Origin of the sequence: Bacillus sp. FSL R7-0646 (genome assembly GCF_037969865.1) — a bacterium.
Lineage (GTDB): Bacteria > Bacillota > Bacilli > Bacillales > Bacillaceae > Bacillus > Bacillus licheniformis.
On record NZ_CP150217.1, the window covers coordinates 1,326,640 to 1,346,100 of the forward strand.

Genomic DNA, 19,461 nt, shown 5'->3' on the forward strand with positions numbered 1-19,461 from the left:
TATGTCCACTCAGCAAACGGTAAGAGCGAAAGTCATGAAATCCCGTTTTCACGGGCCTGTAACAAAACAAATATATGAAGATCAATTTTCGGAGATCTACGGCGATGATATTATCGCTCCGCCGTACAATTTGAAAGAATTGAAAGCCATTGCCGAATATTCTTCAATTCTTCAGCAATGCATTGACGCCTATAAAACGAATATTGCGGGGTTCGGGCTCGATGTAGAATACGCTTTTGATTTCAACGGGGCGGATGTGACGCCCGATCGGAAAAAAGCTGCTGAGTCCGATTGGACAAGGCTTGAAGATTTTTGCCGCCACCTTCATTTTGACGAATCGGCTGAAACAATTTTAAGCCATATGATAGAGGACCGCGAAAAAACCGGGAACGGGTTTTTGGAGGTGCTCAGAAACGGTGCGGGGCAGCCGGCCGGAATTGAATATCTCGATGTCAAAAATATGCGGGTATGCGGATTGACAGAACCGATCGAAGTTGAATTCGCCTACATGGAAAACGGATCGCTAAAAAACATCAAGAGGGAGAAAAGGTTCCGCAAATACGTTCAGATGATTGACGGCAGGAAAGTGTACTTTAAAGAGTACGGCGATCCGCGCGTCATGGATATGACCACCGGAGAGTTTGACAGGCAGACTCCCCCTGAACGAAGCGCGAATGAAGCGATCCATTTTAAAATCGGCAGCGGCGTCTACGGCGTTCCGCGCTGGATCGGAAATATTGTCAACCTGTACGGGGCGCGGAAAGCGGAAGAGCTGAATTATATGTACTTCAGACAAGGCCGGCACGTACCTGCCGTCATTACGGTTGAAAACGGCATGCTCTCAGAGGCTTCCTACAGAGAGCTGCAGGAATATATGAACGACTTGGAAGGCGTTGAAAATGCCCACAAATTTTTGCTGATCGAAGCGGAGGGAATCGCACAGGAAAAAGACATTCACGGCAGCCAGGACATTACGCCGGTGAAGGTGGACATCAAATCCCTCGCCGAAATTTTGCAGGAAGATGCGCTGTTTCTTGAATATGACGAGAAAACCCGGAATAAAATCCGCTCTTCCTTCAGGCTCCCGCCGCTCTACACCGGTGATGCCCATGAATATAACAGGGCGACAGCCGATACCGCCCGCAAAATCACCGAAGAACAGGTTTTTGAACCGGAGCGGAAAATATTGATCGGCAAGCTGAATACGCTGTTTCTCCGCGATTTAAACATTTTCCACGCGAGGCTCCAGCTGAAAGGACCGGACTTTCGCGATCCGCTTGAGATCGCAAAAGTGCTCGGTCCTTTTATTCAGGCAGGAGCAGTATCTGCAAATGATTTGCGCGACCTGGCCGGCAGAGTGCTCGGCAAGACGCTAGATGAATGGCCGGAGGAAGAATTCAGCAGGCCGCTCGTTTACCAGGAAAGCTCAAAGCGTGCGGAAGCGGAAGCAGGAGCATTGCTGCCTGAACTGCAGGAAGCCGTCGAGACATTGAAACAGATCACTGAAAGGAGGTGAACATTTCGTGCCGAGAGAGCTTAAAAATGCCAAAATCAATTTCGTCAGTTATGTCGACAAAGCGGCGAACAAAAAGAAATTCTTCATGACGAAGTCGAGTGAACCGCCGACATTTCAAAAGGAAGTCAAGCTGATTGCAAAAGCCGAGGATGAAAAGAAGCTCGTCTACGGCGTTGTCTACGAGCCGGACATTCAGGATGCCCACGGCGACTTTATGACGGCTGAAGAAATCCAAAAAGCCGCCCACGGTTTTCTGAAAAATGCCCGGAAGATCGACAAGGATCACAATTTCCAGGGAGGCGTCGGAGAAGTCGTGGAGTCCTACGTAGCGCCGGCTGATTTTGAAGTAAACGGCGAAACGATTGTGAAAGGCTCTTGGGTGCTGGTGACAAAAGCCGGCGATGAGATCTGGGAACAGATTAAAAAAGGAAGCATCACCGGCTACAGCATGGCGGGCACTGCCGAAACGGTCGAGCACGCGCCCCAAGCCGACTCTGAAACCGATGAGCCCGGCAGTTTCTTTCAGCTGTTTAAGCAGTTTTTTGCCGGCGACAAACAAAAAACGGGAGAGGAAGAAAAAAAGATGAAACGATCAGAAGTTCAAGGAACGATTGAAGCCGTCTTGGCTCCGCTTCTCAAACGTCTTGACGATTTGGAAGGGGATAAAGCGGCAGATGAAAAAGAGCAACAGACAGACCAAGACGCACATGTGAAGGAAATCGTCGAGGACATGCTCGCCCCTCTTATTGCACGCATTGAAGCACTCGAAAAGATGAGAGGCGCCTCAAAGCAGGCAGCAGCCGAAAAAGACGGGGAAGAAGAAGTTAAAAAATCGATTTGGAGCGGATTGCTTTAATTTGGAGGAGGAAGACAATGAGAAATCAAGAGATTATTCGTAAAGCCGAGATGTCGCTTGCGACTTTGAAAAGCGGAGGATTAATGAATCCGGCGCAGGCTTCTGCATTTATTCGCATGGTGCAAAACACGCCGACAATTTTCAGCGAATCGCGCGTGATTCAAATGGAAAACGACTCGCAAAAATTTGAAAAGATCGGCTTTGGCCAGCGGATTTTACGAGCGGCTGATGAAGGTAAGGCATTGGCGAAAGATCAATTAACCGCACCGGTGACCAGCACGGTCGAACTGAACGCGAAAGAAGTCATTGCCGAAGTCAACATCACTTATGACACGCTCGAAAATAACATTGAAAAAGACGGCCTTCAACAGACGCTGATGCAAATGCTGGCGGAGCGGGCTGCCGTTGATATTGAAGAACTGATCGTCAATGGTGATGTCGCATCCTCAGATCCATACCTTGCCCAGCTCGACGGGATCCGGAAGCAGTCCGTCTCCCATATCGTCGATGCGGGCGGGGAGCAAATCAGCCGGCAGCTTTTCAAACAGGGGCTGAAAGCTGTTCCGGCAAAATATATGCGCGTTCCTCAGGAATTCAGATTCTTCACATCGCTCGGCCAGGAGATTGAATGGAAAGACCGCGTCGCAGAACGTCAAACGACTCTCGGGGATGCGGCGGTACAGGGCGGACTTTCTACCGCTTTTGGCGTGCCTGTTAAAGGGGTCTCAAATATTCAGCCGTATGCATACGGAGAAGGAGATGCGGCCGCCGAAGCATCAGACATTATTTTGACGCACCCGAAAAATATCATTCTCGGTTTCTCGCGCAATATCAGAATTGAAGTCGATAAAGACATTCGCGCGCGCAAATTCATCATTGTCCTGACGGCAAAACTGGACAGCAAATTCGAGGAAGAAGACGCGGTTGCAAAAATCATCAATGTAAAAGAGTAAATGCTGAGTTCGAACCGTTCCAAAGGAAGAACAGCCGACCGGCGGAAACCGAGCCCGGACAACAGCTAAAAGCTCTGGAAGGATGTGATGAACATGCTGATCACGCCCGACGATATCATCCAATATTCCGTTATTGAAGCCGTGAAAAACCGGCCGCAGGAATTGCTGCGTCAGGATATCCTTGAAGCTGAAGCGGAAGCCGAGCAGATAACGGGGCACCGTTTTACAGATGAAAAATATGATCCGCTGCCGGAAAAGGCAAGGCTCGCTTTGCTGCAGCTGGCACAGTACTTTGCATTGAAAAACGGTGATGAATCGCTTTTGAAAGGCTACAAATCTGAGAAATTGGGAGACTACTCCTATACGCTTTCAAGAAGCGGAGGCCTAGTGAAGCCCGACGTCTATAAACTGCTCGAAGAATTTATTCTTGATTATGAATCTGTTCGATTCAAGGTGCGCCCGCTATGAGCTACAAAAGGTTATTAAGCGACCGCTGCGATATCTATCATTTAAAGGAAGACCAGGCTGAGGAAGCAAGGTACGGCATTCCTGCGCGAGACCTGCAGCCGATTCGCACATACGGGGAAACACCTGATCTTCAAAACGTTCCCTGCTATTTTACGGAAAAAAACCAGTCGATCGTCCAGCAAGATCCCGAACAGGTTATTTATCATTCATATTTGGCCCATTTTCCGGCGGAGGCAGATGTGCGCCTTCACGATAAGGCGGTCTGGAACGGTGTCGCCTACACGCTGCAGCAGCCGCGCAACATCAAAGGCCATCACCTCGAAGTGTTAGCGGTCAGGGATGAAAAACTATGAAAATCAAAGGATTGAAACAGCTGTCGCAGACGCTGGAAAAAGCAGGGCAGAGCGGCTTTCGAAATGAAGCTGCCAAGTGGCTTGAACAGGCGGGAACCGATTTTTTGGACCTGGTCTGTGACGAAATCGTGCGCGCCGGATCGATTGATACCGGCAGCCTTTTGCGCTCTTTCAAGCGGGGAGCCGAAGGGAACAGGTGGGAAATCGAAAAAGGCGGACTCACGCTTGAAGTCGGGACGGAGTTAGAGTACGCCTCATTTGTAAATGACGGCCATTGGACAGGCGGAAAAGACGAAGTCAGGTGGGTTCCGGGACAATGGCACGGCGGCCGGTTTCAATATGATCCCGGTTCATCGTCCGGCATGGCCTTAAAACGGCAATGGGTAAAGGGAACAGGCTATTGGGAGCATGCGCTTTACATATTTGAGCGTTTATTTGAAAAACGCCTGAATGAAAGGCTGCAAAAATGGCTGAATTCCCTTTAAGGAGGTGAAGCTTTGAACGACGAAACGGGATCTGTCATGAATTTCTTTTATCAAGTCTTTCCTGTCGTCTGTTATGAAAAGGAAATACCCGACCACTTTCAAATACCGTCGCTGTATTTTCCTCCCCCTTCTGTTTTTGATGAGAATGATACGGTTTCAACATTTAAAAAAGTCTTCACCCTGAATGTGAAACTGTTTCACCACGATTCGCAGCAGGCCCATGATCATGCCGAGCGCATTGCAGACGCCGTAAGGGAAGCGAGGCACATCATACCGCTCATTGACCGATCGGGTAAAGGCACAGGGGACAGCTTGAGGATCAGCCGGATCGAGACGAGAATAGGGGATTCCGGCACCGCGTCCATTATTATTCAATGGAACAGCCGCTACTGGTACAAACGGGAAAGCGAACTTTCTCTGGAAACAATTGATTTTACAAACGGGGTGAAATAATTGGCAGTCAGCAAAAAAACAAACACCGAAGCAAAAAAGGCGCCTCAAGAGGAACGTGAAGCGCTGTTCTACATCGAAGACCTGAGGGAGCACGCGAAAGAGCTTTTCGGCATTAAGCCGGAAGTTCTCGATGGTGCTCTTTTTCATGTGAAAGAAGAGCAGATTTCAAAACCTGAGGCAAGTCAGCTTATTCAAACATTTTTAGCCAAGGAGGTCATGAATTAATGAACGGCGGAACATTTACACCAGGCAAAGAAAAAGATCGTGCCGGCATTTATTTTAATTTTAAAACGACAGCAGAGGAACGCGTTTCCATCGGGGATCGCGGTACAGTTGCCCTCCCTGTCGTCATGAGCTGGGGGGAGCCGAAAACATTCGTATCGATTTCCAGCATTGAAGACTTAAATAAAAAAGTAGGGTTGAACATCGATGATCCGTCTCTTCTGCTTTTCCGGGAAGCGAAGAAAAACGCACAGACCGTTTTGCTGTACCGTCTGAACACAGGAGCGCCGGCGAAAGCCCAAATCGGCGAAACGCTGAGCGTAACGGCAAAATACGGAGGCGAGAAAGGGAACGACATTTCGATCCGCATTTCCGAAAATGTGCTCGATTCTAAAAAGTTTGATGTCACCACCTTTGTCGGAACAGATGAAGCTGACCGACAAACCGTCAAAACGGCAGAAGAGCTTACCGCAAATGCGTACGTCGCGTTTCAAGGGGAAGGCGCGCTTGAACTGACAGCGGGCACAAAGCTGTCAGGCGGGGAGAACGGAACGGCAAGCGTTGCCGATTACACCGCATTTTTAGATGCTGCCGAAACGGAATACTTCAATACGATCGCACTCCCGGTCGCAGACAATGAACAGCTGAAAGCCACTTTTGCCGCTTTCATCAAACGCCTTCGCGACAAGCAGGGCCAGAAAGTCCAAGGCGTTGTCGCCGATTATGCCGGAGACTATGAAGGCATTATTAATGTAACGGGAGGCGTCGTGCTGGAAGACGGCACTGAAATCACTCCTGAAAAAGCGACGGCATGGGTTGCCGGAGCGAGCGCAGGCGCGACTTTTAACCAGTCGCTGACATTTGTCGAATACGAAGGTGCTGTTGATGTCCTGAACCGTCTGGATGAAGACCAGGTCATCGAACGTCTGAAAAAAGGCGAGTTTTTATTTACATTTGATGCACGCGATCAATCGGTCAGCGTTGAAAAAGACATCAACTCTTTAACGAGTTTCACTGCCGACAAGAACAAAAAATTCTCGAAAAACAAAATCATCCGCGTTCTCGACGGAGTCAACAATGACCTGACCCGCGAGTTAAAGGCTTTAATCAAAGCACGAAAAGCAAGCGGCAGCGACATCCCTGCATCAGACGATGGTTTGCAATACGTCAAAACGCTGATCATTCAGTATATGACGGCGCTTCAGGAAGCCGGCGGCATTACCGGCTTTGATTCTGAAAGCGATATTGCCATTACACTGAATGAAGACCGCGACGGGTTTTTAATCGATTTAGCCGTTCAGCCGGTTGATGCAGCAGAAAAATTCTACTTTAATGTGGAGGTAAAATAGTATGGCATTAAAAGCGCAAAACACGATTTCCGGAAAAGAAGGCCGTCTTTTTCTCGACGGACAAGAGATGGCTCACATCAAAACATTTGAGGCCAATGTCGAAAAGAATAAAGCTGAAGTCAATATTATGGGCCGCCGCATGACCGGCCACAAGACAACAGGGGCAAACGGCACGGGAACGGCGACATTTTATAAAGTCACGTCTCAATTTGTCACGTTAATGATGAACTATGTGAAAAAAGGCGATGATCCGTATTTCACGCTCCAGGCCGTCCTTGACGACCAGTCATCAGGCCGCGGAACGGAGCGGGTCACGCTGTATGACGTGAATTTTGACTCGGCCAAAATCGCCGGTCTTGACGTCGACTCAGAGGCGCTCGAAGAAGAAGTGCCGTTCACATTTGAAGATTTCGACGTTCCTGAAAAACTGAAAGATACGTTTTAAAATAGGAGCCGTATACAACGAGCCCGCTTTTCAAAAATAGACCGCAACAGCCGGTCTATTTCTTCTTTTTTACGGAAGGAACCGATTCAGTAGTCAGGAAATAGGAAGCAAAGCACTCTCGCCAAGCCGAGGGTGCTTTTTCATTGCAAATCCAAAATTGAATGTTAAAGGAGCAAGCAGACATGAGCGAAAAACAAGAAGAAAAAGTATATGATTTATCCTTTTTTATGCCGGGACAAACCGTTGAAGCCGAAGAAATCAAAGTGCCGATCTCAAAGCGGTTCGTCGATAAAAAGGGCAATGTCATTCCGTTTGTGTTTAAGCCGATTACAACCGAGCGCATTGACGAGCTTGAAAAAGAAAATACGACTTATAAAAACATTAAAGGCAGAGGCCGTGTCAAGGATCTAGACACCCAGCGCTTTTACGCCAGAATCGCCATTGAATCGACGATCTACCCTGACTTCCGTTCAAAGGAATTAAGAGAAGCCTATAAAACGGCCGACCCGGTCGAAGTGGCCAAACGCGTTCTCTCCGTCGGTGGGGAATATGCGAACTGGCTCAACAAAGCGATTGAAATCAACGGCTTTGAAGACGATCTTGAAGATCTGGAAGAAGAAGCAAAAAACTAATTAAGGATGGGAATAAAGAAGCGGTGTATCTCTATTTCGCGATGCACGAACTTCACTATTCTCCATCCCAGCTCCGGGAGCTGTACGAAGCCCCAAAACCGTTTAAGGCATTATTATACGGACTCATCAGCTACAAACTTCAACTCTTGGAAAAAGAAGCGCGGAAAGGAGGTACATAATCCATGGCAAAACTGACGGCACGTTTTGAACTTGAAGACCGGGTGTCTAAGAAGCTGCGGAGGATTCAGAAGGGTTTTGCGATTTTAGAAAAGAGAGCAGAACGATTGAACCGGCAAATCAAAATTAACATTAAAACGGAAGATCAAGCTTTTTTTCGGCTTAAAAAACTGAACAATTACCTGATGAGAAAGTTCATTCACTCCGTAAATATTGGAGTGAATATAAATGACCAGGCATCCGCTCAACTAATAGAAATACAAAGAAGATTAAAAAGAATTCCGCCAGAAACAACCGTTAAGTTAACTTTAGCAGACAATGTCTCGCAAAAGTTAACTAAAATTAAAAGGATGCTCTCTAAGCGTGAATATTTCTTATCAATCTCTGCTGAAGACCGTGTAACATTAACTGTTAAAAAAATAATCGGCTATCTTAAAAACAATTTGAAAAAAGGTTATTCAGTTCAGTTATATGTACTTGATAAAGTAACGAAAACAGCAAGCAGAATTGCCTCGCTCCTAAAAAAACTAGAGAAAACGTACATTGTCACAATTGATTTAAACGACAAGGCGACCAACAAAATCAAAAACAAAAAAGTTTCAGGAGAAACATCAGAAGTCAAACACGATAAAAAGGGATCTTTCTTTGAACAAGGAAAAGACTTGTTAGGCGAATGGTGGAAAAAGTCAGGATGGCCTTGGATAAAGGATACTGGGAAGGAAATTGGCAAAGCATTTGTAGATCGATTTAAAGATAGACTGATGGAAAAATTGAACAATGATATTTTTGACAAAGTCATTGATAAAATCTTAGGGCCTCAGTCAACAAAAGGTTCTCAGTCAAAATCAAGCGGACCAGGCCATGGACAATGCTGCTGCTGTTTATATCCGCAGAAAGATCCTCCGAATTCAGCCGGAAATAGGCAAAATGTCTCTGTTTCAGGTTCAAGTGAAGAGCATAAAGGCTGGAATCTAAAAAGCTTATCAAGGGGAATTCTTCCAGCCGCAAAGATACTCTTCTATTTAAAAAGTTTAAGGCCCAACAAAGAGCCCGGTAAACTTGCAAAATTATTAGAGCCCTTAAAACCAATGATTGAAAAATTAAAGCCGCTAGGTAAAAAACTAAGTCCGCTAGGCAAACTTTTGCCGCTTACAGATCTAATCGGCATCAACAAAGATAACGCAGGCGAAAAAATTGGTTCTGTAGGCGGCCGTATGTTAGGAACTTTTGGTGGAGAAGCTGCCGGAATGGCGATCGGAGGATTGGTTGGAGGACCTCCGGGTGCAATGATTGGAGGAGTAGTGGGCGGCTTTGCAGGCGGGATGGGCGGTGAAAAGGCAGGCGGTTCCCTCGGTAAAATGTTTGACACTTCCCAATTGAAGGAAGATCTCATGAACACGCTGTTTAATGGAGACTGGTGGAGCGAACAGTGGGATTCCCTTAGTCAAACCGCTACAAATACATTTTTAAATGGAGACTGGTGGGGAGAAAAATGGGGATCTCTTAAAGAAACAGCCACAAATACGTTTTTAAACGGAAACTGGTGGGCTGAACAAGCCGGCTATCTTTATGGTACTTTGGAAGCTGCATTTTTAGGGCCGTTAAGTAATGTTTGGGGAACCATTGCAGGAACGATCAGCGAGACGATTTTTAACGGAGACTGGTGGAGCGAAAAATGGAACAATGCAGTAACATGGGCGCAGAATACGTGGGACGGAGCTGTCTCTGTTTGGGAATCCATTACAGGAACCATTAAAGACACCGTTTTTAATGGAGACTGGTGGAGCGAAAAATGGAACAATGCAGTAACATGGGCGCAGAATACGTGGGACGGAGCCGTCTCTGTTTGGGAATCCATTACAGGAACCATTAAAGACACCGTTTTTAATGGAGACTGGTGGGGTGAACAATGGGACAACGCAGTGACATGGGCGCAGAATGCGTGGGACGGAGCCGTCTCTGTTTGGGAATCCATTACAGGAACCATTAAAGACACTGTTTTCAATGGAGACTGGTGGTCTAACCAATGGAATAGCGCTTTGGAAAGGGGCAAGAGTATTTTCGAAGGCGCGAAAAGCTGGGTCGGAGAAAAAGTTGAATATTTTCAGAAAGGTCGGGAAAGAGCCCATAAGGATCATGGATTTGAAGGCTATGCCACAGGCGGCTACATCACAAAACCGACCATCTCCTGGATCGGTGAAGCCGGAAATGAATTCGTCATCCCTACGGAAAACAACCGGGGACGCGGGAAGATGCTGCTTGCCCAGGCCGCTACCAAGCTCGGCATGCGCGTTGTTGACGACATGGGGGCCGCGGCGGGAGACGGGGGAGCTTCTTCTCCGGTTTCAAGCACCGCTTCGTATTCGGCTTCTGTGTCGCCTGCTGTCGGTGTCGGGAGTATAGCAGCAGAGGCGCAGGCTTTCGGCCGGGAATTCACCGGCGGTTTTGACAAGGGGATCGGCTCAAACGCTCCTTCCCTTGATCAATGGAAGCAAAAAAACATCAGCAAGCCGTTTAGCAGCCTGCCGGCAGAATCGTCTAACTACGGAAAACAGACGGTTGCCGGGTTCGCTTCCGGACAAAATGCTTCCGCGACCGGAACCGGCGGTTTTCTTCAAGCAAAAGTAAATGCGCCTTATCAAACAACGGTGAAAACGTCCTCTTCCTGGGGTGCAAATACAGTCAAAAACTTTGCAACCGGGCAAAATGCAACACCGACCGGGACGTCGCAGTATGTTGATAAAAATATCAACAAGCCGTTCCTTGATTCGAAACAGTCGGCTGCAGGCTGGGGGTCAGGAATGGTCGGACACTTTATCAGCGGCATGAATGGAAAAGGCAGCGAAGTTTCTCAAGCTGCAAAAAACTTGGCGAAAAAAGTTGAAAAAGCGTTCCGCGAAGAACTAGATATTCATTCTCCGTCCCGGGTTATGATGAGTCTCGGGCGTTTCGCGTCGGTCGGGATTGTCAAAGGTTTAAGCTCTGTCGATGTCAAAAGTTTTGCGGAAAAACAAGCAGGCTCACTGGCAGCTGCGTTTTCCGGAATCGGAGCCGTCGGCGGAAATGTAAAGTCGTGGCTGATGCAGGCGATCATGGCTACCGGTTCGCCGGTGTCGTGGCTTCAGCCGCTTTCTGTTATTGCTCAAAAGGAATCCGGCGGAAATCCGCGCGCCTATAACGGCTGGGACATTAACGCCAAGCGGGGGGACCCGAGCAGAGGCTTGATGCAGACGATCGGCCAAACGTTTAATGCTTACAAAGGAAAAGGAATGAATGATATTTTCAATCCTGTTCACAACGCGGTAGCGGCCATCAACTACATCAAATCGCGATACGGGTCGCCATTTAACACTCCGGGGATTAAAAGCATGGCAAGAGGCGGAGCTTATAAAGGCTATGCCAACGGCGGCCTGATTACGAGCGAGCAGATCGCCCGCGTGGGTGAAGGCGGCAAACGCGAATGGATCATTCCCGAAGAACGCGGCATCCGCGGCAGATATCTGCTTCAGCGGGCTGCAGGCGCGCTCGGGATGGAAGTGCAAGACCCCGCTGAAGGGTCCGGTTCCATATCAAGTGCTCAGGCGGCTGCAGCCACCACGGGCGGGACCCGATCCCGGCAGCCTGCTGAAAATGGCGCCAAAGAAGTCAACATCTATATTACCGGGGACAATCATTACCACAGTGAGCGCGACCAGGAAACATTGATTGCGAAAATCAAGCGCGCTCTTGTCGATGAGCTTGAACGGGATATTCATATTGGGACGAAAGGAAGCGTAGCTTATGACTAAATCCGTGTACGAATTTTGGCTGACGCAAGGAAAGGAAAAGCTGCGCCTCCCTGTGCTTCCAGAGCAGCTTGACGTCAGCAATAATCTTGCGAACGAATCTGTAAAGGTGTCAAAGTTCGGCGAGGTGACGTTTATCAATGAACCGGGAGCGAAGACGATTTCATTTTCGTCTCATTTTCCGAAAAAGTATTCTCCGCTCTCGGAATACAAAGGGTTTCTTTCGCCGGAGAACGCGATTCTTAAAATCGAGAAATGGATGAAAGCAAAAAAACCGGTTCAATTTCTCGTGACGGGAACGAAGATCAATTTCACATGCAGCATTGAAAACTTTTCGCATCGCGAGGGTGAAAAGGATATCGGCGACCGGGATTTTGATCTCACATTGAAAGAGTACCAAACAGCATCACCCCGGAAGATTAAACAAAAAAAGAAAACGAAGAAAAAACGGCCGTCCAAACCGGCTCCAAAAATGTACACCGTCAAAAAAGGCGATACGCTCTGGCACATCGCAGGCCGTTTTTACGGAAACAGCCAGGAATGGCGGAAAATTTGGAATGCGAACAAGCAGGCGATGATCAAACGAAGCAAGCGAAACATCAAACAGCCGGGACATTGGATTTTTCCGGGGCAAAAGCTGAAAATACCATAAAACGAAGCGCCGGATGAACCGGCGTTTTTCTGGTAAATCAAAAGCAGGGGATAGCGATGATCGAATTATTTGTCATAAAAGAAAGCGAATGGTATGAACTTGTCACCGAAAGCGTCACATTGGAAGGAGAAAGGTACCAGGCGCCTCGTTCGATCGAAGCGTCGATTGTGATCAAGCAGGGAAGCCACAAATATTACAGCGTGCAGGAAGGCGATACCGTTTTATTTAAATGGAAAGGAAAAGAACTGTTTCGCGGAATTGTGTTCAGCAGGGTGCCGAAAGAATATACGCTTACGTTTAAAGCGTACGACATGCTTCAGTACTTGGTGAAAAACCAGGATGTCTATGTATTCTCGAACAAAACGGCCGCTGACATTGTCAAACGAATTGCGAACGACTTTCAAATTCCCAAAGGTTCGATTGCAAACACCGGACATACGATTAAATCGCTCGTCTTTAAAGACAATACGAGCCTGTATGACATTATTTTAAAAGCGCTGCGGGAGACAAAAAAGCAAACCGGAAAAAACTATCAGCTGTATGCCGAAAAAGGAAAGCTGTGTTTACGAGCGTGGCCCGAACCGGAGGATATCTGGGTTTTGGAAACGGGTGTGAACATTACGGATTACGCTTACAGCACGTCAATCGATGAAACGGCAACCCGGGTGAAACTGAGAAAGCAGAAAGATAACAAAACCTATACCGCATCCGCAAGCGATGAAGCCGGTATGAAAAGATTCGGCGTTCTCCAGTACACAGAAACGGTTTCGGATGACATTAACGAGGCGCAGCTCCGCGACCGGGCGAAGAAGATACAGGCTGAAAAGAAAGGCGTCAAAAAAGAGCTGAAAAGCATACAGGCAATCGGCATACCGGAAGTTCAAAGCGGACTGCCGGTTTATATATCGATTCCGGAAGCGGGCATTAAAGAAACCTATTGGGTTGATAAGGATAAACACGATTTTACAGGAACAAAACATGTGATGACGATTGATGTCGTCGCTAAAAACACCATACCTGAAGGAGCGTCTTCATGAAATTAAGCGATGCGATAAAAGAGCTGGCTCTTGGAGCCGTAAACGCTGAATCGCCTGTCGATGTCATGCCGGCTGAAGTCGTGTCCGCGTCTCCGCTCAAGCTGAAGCTCCGCAATCATGATAAATTGGTGATCCCCTCCGACTTATTGGTGGTGGCCAGGCATTTGACAGAGCATACGGAACAGATCCGAATTGACGGAGAAGACAAAACGATTCGCTTTTACAATCAATTGCATGCCGGCGACCACGTGATGATTGCGGCTATGCCTGGAGGGCAGTCTTTTTTTGTAATAGACAGAGTGTAGGAGTAGGAGGTGGCTCGGATGGCTCTTTCGCCGGAAGTATCTTTTGAAGATATCGAGGATGACAGCGATGTGATTGAGACTTCAAAAACGTACAAAATTGATTTTGAAACAGGCAGGATGACGGGTGATATGATTTCGGGGCTGGAAGCCGTGGAACAAATGGTTTGTATGGCGCTGAGAACCGAGCGCTACGCATACGCCGTTTACAGCCATAATATCGGAAATGAACTGCAGGAGGTTCTTTCAGATCATGAAACGACCGACGCTTATAAAGAAATGGAGATACCGAGATTGATCGAGGAAGCCCTCATATACGATGACCGAATTTCGGCGGTGACCGACTTCGAGATTGAGCGTCAAGGCGATGCCTTCCACGTGTCCTTTTCGGTTGAAACCGATGAAGGGACATTGGAAATCGAGGAGGTGATTGGGGAAGATGTTTGAAGACCAGACATTTGAAGAGATCATGGAACGCATGCTTGAGCGGGTTTCAGATGAGATTGACAAACGTGAAAACAGCGTCATTTGGAATGCGCTTGCCCCGGCAGCCGCCGAGCTGGCGCTTTCTTATATTTGGCTTGATCAAGTGCTGAATTTGGTTTATGCGGATACGGCTGAAGGCGAATATTTGGACAGAAGGGCGGCTGAGGCCGGTCTTGAGCGCTATCGGGCGTCAAAAGCCATATGGTCTGCGGCATTTACGGATGGAGTATCGGTTCCCCCCGGAACCCGTTTCTTTCTGGAAGATTTATATTTTACCATGCTCGAAGACGGCAAGCTGGAATGTGAAACAGCCGGGACAAAAGGAAACGCCAATTTTTCGGGGCGGCCTTTGCTTCCGCTCGATACCATTCCCGGGCTTGAAAAAGCGGTTATGGGAAGCCTTGAAATTCCCGGCCGCGACGAGGAGACGGATGAATCCCTGTATGAAAGGTATTTAATCCGCGTCCGTAGGGAAGCGGTCAGCGCGAATCAGCTGCATTACAAACAATGGGCCGAAGAAGTGGACGGCGTAGGCAAAGCGAAGGTCTTTCCGCTGTGGAATGGCGAGGGAACCGTAAAGGTTGTCATTACAAACGCGAAAATGGAGCCAGCCACAGACGCATTAATCGAAAGAGTCAAGCAGTATATCGATCCCGATCCGGGCAAAGGGGAAGGTATGGCGCCGATCGGAGCTTATACCGCGGTTGAAAGCGCGGTATGGAAAGACGTGAGCATATCTGCAAAAATCATACCTGAATCAGGCCGGACGATCGGTGAGGCCAAACAGGAAATTGCAGAAAAAATCACTGAATTATTTAAAGAAATGGCTTTTAAAGAAAGCGTCATCCGTCTCTCGCAGATCAACAACATGATCTATCAATCGTCCTCTGTCAGCGACTATTCGGAAGTCTTCATCAACGGGGAAGCGAAAAATCTGCAGTTGACAGAAACGGAAATTCCAAAGCTGGGGCAGGTGACCATCATTGAGCAAGATTGATGAAATGGCTTTTCACCTGCCGCCATACTTGATGGAAATCCGGGAAATTCAAGAAATTATAACGGCTGAAGCGCCTGAATTTGAGAGGCAAAATCAAGAGATTTTCGATATGACGGACCAGCTTTTCGTCACGACGGCCACATGGGGGCTGGACAGGTGGGAAAAGATTTTGAATGTCAGACGCGAGGCTTCGGACGGCGTCGATATTCGAAGGGCCCGTCTGTTAACCAAGATGTCCAATATTCCGCCGATTACAAGCCGCTCGATCGAGCGCGCGGTTAATGCTTTTTTAAAACAGCCGTCCGCATCCGTCAGACTGACGGCCGGACGGTATCATTTTTTGCTGAGTGTAAACGGAGAGGATCTGCAGTTTATACCTTCAATCATTCAAACCGTCAATCATATGAAGCCCGCCCATTTGGCTTATACATTCCGGGGCGGGTTTCATTATGAATGTCGGCCGCCGAAAAGCGTTCATGACAGGCTCGTTTTAAGAAGCAAAAACGGCTTTTTCGGTACGATACCGGTCTATTTGGACGGACAGTATCTGCTTGATGATGCATTCTACTTGAACGGTTTTCGAGAAATCGACGGACTGCCCCGCAGGTTTAAACAGCAGCTCACACTGCGCCACAAGAAGCGGCAATACATTCGGTCCGCCTCCAGCTTTACGATAAAGACGGCCGCTGAAAACCGGCGGAAACAGCAAACAAAAGCTGGCATGAAAACCGGCATTACCAATCAAAACAAAAAGGTCCAATCCTTCAAAATCAGCTGCAAATGCGAACATGAATTTAAGCAAGCAGGCGCGCTTGAAATGAGAGAGAAGTGGTGGACGCTAAACGGCGCATTTTTGCTCGACGGTACAAAGCAGCTGGCAGCAGCGGCGCAAAAAATCGCATTGTAAAGGAGAAATCAAAATGGCACAACAATTAACAGTGACAACGCTTTATGCGAGACAGCAAATGGCAAAAGCACGGGCTGAGGGCGGCAAGCTCACCAAAATCACAAAAATGGCTTTCGGAAACGGAGGTACAAACGATAAAGGCGAACCCGTTCCTCTGCAGGGCAACGAACAGGCCCTGAAAAACGAACTTCTGCAAAAGGATATCGACGGCTTTGCCTTTATGGAGCCGGCGAAAGTCCGCTATACATGTACATTGGGAGAAAGCGAACTCGCAGGGGAAACGATCAACGAGCTCGCCCTTGTCGATGAAGCCGGAAAATTCACAGCGGTCAGAACGATGACAGACAAGCAGAAAGACGGCGACATCGAGTTCGTCTTTGAAATCGACGACATTTATTAAAGGAGCTGAAACAAGGTGGACATCCAAAAACCGAGACGCTTTGAAACAACAGACCGCGCCCATGCCGACTTGTTCAACGAAGCGATAGATCAGCTGAATGTAAACGATGAACGGATTGCAAAGCGGGCTGAGGAAGCTGAAGAAAGGGCTAAAACGTATACTGATGCCCATGCTAACGACCATTCGATTCACATCACCGACAAAGAGAGGGAAAAATGGAGCGCGGGGCAGTTATATAAAATAACCGAAAATAACGGAAAAGTCTTTTACAGAGGCAGTTCAGAAACAACAGATTTTAACACTTTGACAGAAACCGGCATGTATCTCATCTATAATGAAGGAATCAACTCGCCACCTTCATCAAATCGGATATTTTTGCTTGTCATGAGTTTCGGCAATACCTTGGTTCAGGCAGCTTATGAATCGTACAAAGGGACACAGTCGTATTTTAGATTCAGAAAATCCGATTCAACAACGTGGACGCCATGGCAGACCCAGGAAACGACCAGTGGAGCACAGGCCAAGGTTGATGCTCATGAACAAAATACGAATCTCCATGTGAATGAAGATGAACGGGAAAAATGGAACAATGCACAGTTATATAAAATTACTGATAATAATGGAACGCGCACAAAACTGCCGGATGGAACGGATTTATTAACGCTGCCGACAGGTTTTTATTATGCTATGGGCCATGTTGTTCAAAACAACCCTGTAGAAAACGACAGCTCCTGGTTTAATTACGATGTAATTGAAACTGGCGCTGGAAGAAAGACCATCCATGCGTGGCGGAGCTATGATAATACTTTATGGCATGGAACAGTTCACACAGATGGACAGTTTCGAGAATGGAAAAGAGTAGTCACAAACGCCGATTTAAACGTTGCTTGGCAGACTCCAACGTTGACAAATGGATGGAAACAGTATGGGTCGCACAAAGTCCGGTTTTGTAAAAATATGCTTGGAGAAGTCGAAATTATTGGATCAATAACGGGCGGGACGATTGGCTTTGATATTCCTGCGTTTACGCTGCCTGAGGGGTTCCGCCCGATTCAAATGATGCACTTTGTCGGGGTCGCATCAAGTGTAGGTACAGGGTCAACACCGCAATATCACCGGACACTGATCGATACTGACGGAAGGGTATGCATTCAATCCTGTTCGAATACTGTAAATCCAACTGAGTTTATTACATTTGGTTTTAAATTTAGGACTGCATAGTTATGCAGTCCTAAATAGATCAAGGAGGCATATTACAGTGGACATTAAAAAAACAAGACGCTTTGAAACAACAGATCGCGCCCATGCCGACCTTTTTAATATTGTTATAGATCAACTGAATGAAAATGATGAATTGCTTGTTAAGCGTGCTGAAGAGGTCGATCAAAAGGCTAAAATATACACAGATGAACATGCTTCAAGAAAAGATAACCCTCATAGAGTGACAAAAGAACAACTTGGTTTGGATCAAGTAGACAATATTAAGCAGGCGTCAAAAATAGAATTTGATTCACATCTAAATGATAATCTGCGTCATATTATAAGCCAAGAACGTGATAAATGGAATAATGCCCAACTTTTTAAAATAACATCTGATACAGGTATCCATAAATATAATCTTACTTCGGGTACCTTTTATGAAGCTTTAAAAGATGTGGGAACTGGAACTTTTTATGGAACGAATGCAGTGGAAGATTCACCGTCAAATGGAAGTCTCCGCGGAATGCAGTTGGTTGGCCAAAAAGGGATAGGTATAGGGTATGCTATTGATACACTAGGCAATGCATGGTGGTTTTATTACAATGCAGCTCATACCGGAATTAAATGGTTTCCCATTGAATCTACTGTCAACGCCCAATTGAAGGCAGATAAAATGTTAAATGATGCGAAAAACTATACTAAACTAATAATCTTGAGTTAAAGTTAACCGATCTAACCTGGCTAACTCCAACGTTTCAAAATGGCTGGGGAAATTATCCTGCTGGAAGTGAGGATGATAAAAAGAAATATGCTGTCCGCTACGCCAAAGATATTACCGGAACAGTATATGTTGAAGGTGCAATTTCCGGGGGAAGTATCGGGTTTGGTATACCAGCATTTACTCTCCCTGAAGGCTACAGGCCAGGAAGAAATTTTCAATGGACGGGTGTGGCGTCCCAAGTGGGAATGCAGGGAGTACCGCAATATCACAGGCTATTTGTTAACACGGATGGAGAAGTGATCATTGAAAATTGTTCAAATAAGGTCTATCCAAACGAATATATAGCTTTAGGGTTTAGTTTTAAAGCTAGGTGATTGGTCACAAATGGATAATATCCTGATATATACTTATTGAACTGGTCTATAGAGAACGGTTTTTATTTTTGCCCGTGTAGATGAATTAGGGGGAACATAGATATGCAACAAACGTCTGAATTAGAAGTTTTTCAAAAGGAAATTACAGAGATGAAAGCTGATCAAAAATCACTCGAACAGCGCGTCAGTACACTCGAAAGAACATCAGACCGCCACGATCAGCAAATCATCTCGATTAACGAAAAGCTGAACAAAATCGAAGAGAATACAACCTGGATTAAGCGCAGCATCACAGGCGCGATAATTACAGCGGTCAGCACCGGCATCATCGGCGGCGCGATCGCTGTTTTTTATAATTTATTGCAGAAATAAGGGAGGACATCATCATGAAACATATCGACAAAGGCACGGTCGTCAGGACGGTGCTTCTTTTTATTGCGCTGGTCAATCAGACGTTGATCATGTTTGGAAAGCCGGTTTTGCCGGTCGCTGAAGATCAGATTCATACATTGGCGGATGCCCTGTATTCGGCCGGATCTGCGGCTTTTACGATCGCTGCATCGCTCGTTGCCTGGTATAAGAACAACTATGTGACGAGCAAAGGGAAAATGCAAAAAGAAGTTTTACAGAAAAAAGGTTTAACGAAATAAAGCTTCCTTTCAGACTTTCCAGAATTGAATTTGAAAAGGAA

Annotated in this window: 23 protein-coding genes and 1 pseudogene; all 24 read left to right on the plus strand. The window is 46.9% G+C overall.

The window, feature by feature from the left end; translation table 11 throughout:
- Window position 1: 1 nt before the first annotated feature.
- The 24 genes and pseudogenes from MKY62_RS06690 to MKY62_RS06805 all read left to right on the plus strand — a co-directional run bounded on the left by MKY62_RS06690 (window position 2) and on the right by MKY62_RS06805 (window position 19,420).
- Entirely contained in the window at window positions 2–1,516 is a 1,515-nt protein-coding gene (locus MKY62_RS06690) for a phage portal protein (RefSeq protein WP_003180808.1), read from the plus strand.
- Window positions 1,517–1,523: 7 nt separating this feature from the next.
- Window positions 1,524–2,372 (plus strand): XkdF-like putative serine protease domain-containing protein, encoded by an 849-nt coding sequence (locus tag MKY62_RS06695; RefSeq protein ID WP_009328740.1) that lies wholly within the window; start codon window positions 1,524–1,526, stop codon window positions 2,370–2,372.
- Between the two features lie 17 nt (window positions 2,373–2,389).
- Window positions 2,390–3,325, plus strand: a complete 936-nt coding sequence (locus MKY62_RS06700; RefSeq protein ID WP_009328739.1) for a phage major capsid protein — start codon at window positions 2,390–2,392, stop codon at window positions 3,323–3,325.
- A 93-nt stretch (window positions 3,326–3,418) separates the two neighbouring features.
- Window positions 3,419–3,793 carry a DUF3199 family protein gene (locus MKY62_RS06705; protein ID WP_003180816.1) on the plus strand — a complete coding sequence of 125 codons (375 nt, stop codon included), beginning with the start codon at window positions 3,419–3,421 and terminating at the stop codon, window positions 3,791–3,793.
- Window positions 3,790–4,146 carry a YqbH/XkdH family protein gene (locus MKY62_RS06710; protein WP_009328738.1) on the plus strand — a complete coding sequence of 119 codons (357 nt, stop codon included), beginning with the start codon at window positions 3,790–3,792 and terminating at the stop codon, window positions 4,144–4,146. Before MKY62_RS06705 ends, MKY62_RS06710 begins: the two co-directional genes overlap by 4 nt.
- Entirely contained in the window at window positions 4,143–4,631 is a 489-nt protein-coding gene (locus MKY62_RS06715; protein ID WP_003180822.1) for an HK97 gp10 family phage protein, read from the plus strand. Before MKY62_RS06710 ends, MKY62_RS06715 begins: the two co-directional genes overlap by 4 nt.
- Before the next feature lie 12 nt (window positions 4,632–4,643).
- Complete coding sequence (locus tag MKY62_RS06720; RefSeq protein ID WP_003180824.1) at window positions 4,644–5,084, plus strand: hypothetical protein; 441 nt, start codon at window positions 4,644–4,646, stop codon at window positions 5,082–5,084.
- Window positions 5,085–5,309, plus strand: coding sequence for a hypothetical protein (locus MKY62_RS06725; RefSeq protein ID WP_003180826.1), 225 nt, complete (start codon window positions 5,085–5,087; stop codon window positions 5,307–5,309).
- On the plus strand, window positions 5,309–6,655 hold the full coding sequence (locus MKY62_RS06730; protein WP_011197804.1) for a phage tail sheath family protein: 1,347 nt from the start codon (window positions 5,309–5,311) through the stop codon (window positions 6,653–6,655). Before MKY62_RS06725 ends, MKY62_RS06730 begins: the two co-directional genes overlap by 1 nt.
- A 1-nt stretch (window position 6,656) precedes the next feature.
- A complete protein-coding gene (locus MKY62_RS06735; protein ID WP_003180830.1) occupies window positions 6,657–7,100 on the plus strand; it encodes a phage tail tube protein in 444 nt (147 codons plus the stop codon).
- A 182-nt stretch (window positions 7,101–7,282) separates the two neighbouring features.
- Window positions 7,283–7,732 carry a phage portal protein gene (locus MKY62_RS06740; RefSeq protein ID WP_003180832.1) on the plus strand — a complete coding sequence of 150 codons (450 nt, stop codon included), beginning with the start codon at window positions 7,283–7,285 and terminating at the stop codon, window positions 7,730–7,732.
- A 41-nt stretch (window positions 7,733–7,773) separates the two neighbouring features.
- Window positions 7,774–7,911, plus strand: coding sequence for a hypothetical protein (locus MKY62_RS06745; protein WP_003180833.1), 138 nt, complete (start codon window positions 7,774–7,776; stop codon window positions 7,909–7,911).
- A gap of 3 nt (window positions 7,912–7,914) precedes the next feature.
- Window positions 7,915–11,697, plus strand: coding sequence for a transglycosylase SLT domain-containing protein (locus MKY62_RS06750; RefSeq protein WP_011197805.1), 3,783 nt, complete (start codon window positions 7,915–7,917; stop codon window positions 11,695–11,697).
- Window positions 11,690–12,346 (plus strand): LysM peptidoglycan-binding domain-containing protein, encoded by a 657-nt coding sequence (locus MKY62_RS06755; protein WP_003180838.1) that lies wholly within the window; start codon window positions 11,690–11,692, stop codon window positions 12,344–12,346. Before MKY62_RS06750 ends, MKY62_RS06755 begins: the two co-directional genes overlap by 8 nt.
- 56 nt (window positions 12,347–12,402) lie before the next feature.
- Complete coding sequence (locus MKY62_RS06760) at window positions 12,403–13,383, plus strand: hypothetical protein (RefSeq protein WP_009328734.1); 981 nt, start codon at window positions 12,403–12,405, stop codon at window positions 13,381–13,383.
- Entirely contained in the window at window positions 13,380–13,688 is a 309-nt protein-coding gene (locus MKY62_RS06765; RefSeq protein ID WP_003180843.1) for a DUF2577 domain-containing protein, read from the plus strand. Before MKY62_RS06760 ends, MKY62_RS06765 begins: the two co-directional genes overlap by 4 nt.
- Before the next feature lie 18 nt (window positions 13,689–13,706).
- Complete coding sequence (locus MKY62_RS06770) at window positions 13,707–14,132, plus strand: DUF2634 domain-containing protein (RefSeq protein ID WP_003180844.1); 426 nt, start codon at window positions 13,707–13,709, stop codon at window positions 14,130–14,132.
- A complete protein-coding gene (locus MKY62_RS06775) occupies window positions 14,125–15,168 on the plus strand; it encodes a baseplate J/gp47 family protein (protein WP_009328732.1) in 1,044 nt (347 codons plus the stop codon). Before MKY62_RS06770 ends, MKY62_RS06775 begins: the two co-directional genes overlap by 8 nt.
- A pseudogene (locus MKY62_RS06780) lies at window positions 15,155–15,616 on the plus strand (YmfQ family protein); the annotation flags it as partial. The gene MKY62_RS06775 and the pseudogene MKY62_RS06780, both read left to right, overlap by 14 nt.
- A gap of 472 nt (window positions 15,617–16,088) precedes the next feature.
- On the plus strand, window positions 16,089–16,475 hold the full coding sequence (locus MKY62_RS06785; protein ID WP_003180850.1) for a phage tail protein: 387 nt from the start codon (window positions 16,089–16,091) through the stop codon (window positions 16,473–16,475).
- A 15-nt stretch (window positions 16,476–16,490) separates the two neighbouring features.
- Window positions 16,491–17,696 (plus strand): pyocin knob domain-containing protein, encoded by a 1,206-nt coding sequence (locus MKY62_RS06790; RefSeq protein WP_003180851.1) that lies wholly within the window; start codon window positions 16,491–16,493, stop codon window positions 17,694–17,696.
- Between the two features lie 37 nt (window positions 17,697–17,733).
- On the plus strand, window positions 17,734–18,396 hold the full coding sequence (locus MKY62_RS06795; RefSeq protein WP_016885891.1) for a hypothetical protein: 663 nt from the start codon (window positions 17,734–17,736) through the stop codon (window positions 18,394–18,396).
- 476 nt (window positions 18,397–18,872) lie between these two features.
- Complete coding sequence (locus MKY62_RS06800) at window positions 18,873–19,142, plus strand: hemolysin XhlA family protein (RefSeq protein WP_003180856.1); 270 nt, start codon at window positions 18,873–18,875, stop codon at window positions 19,140–19,142.
- Window positions 19,143–19,156: 14 nt separating this feature from the next.
- On the plus strand, window positions 19,157–19,420 hold the full coding sequence (locus MKY62_RS06805) for a phage holin (protein ID WP_003180859.1): 264 nt from the start codon (window positions 19,157–19,159) through the stop codon (window positions 19,418–19,420).
- The last annotated feature ends 41 nt before the right edge of the window (window positions 19,421–19,461 follow it).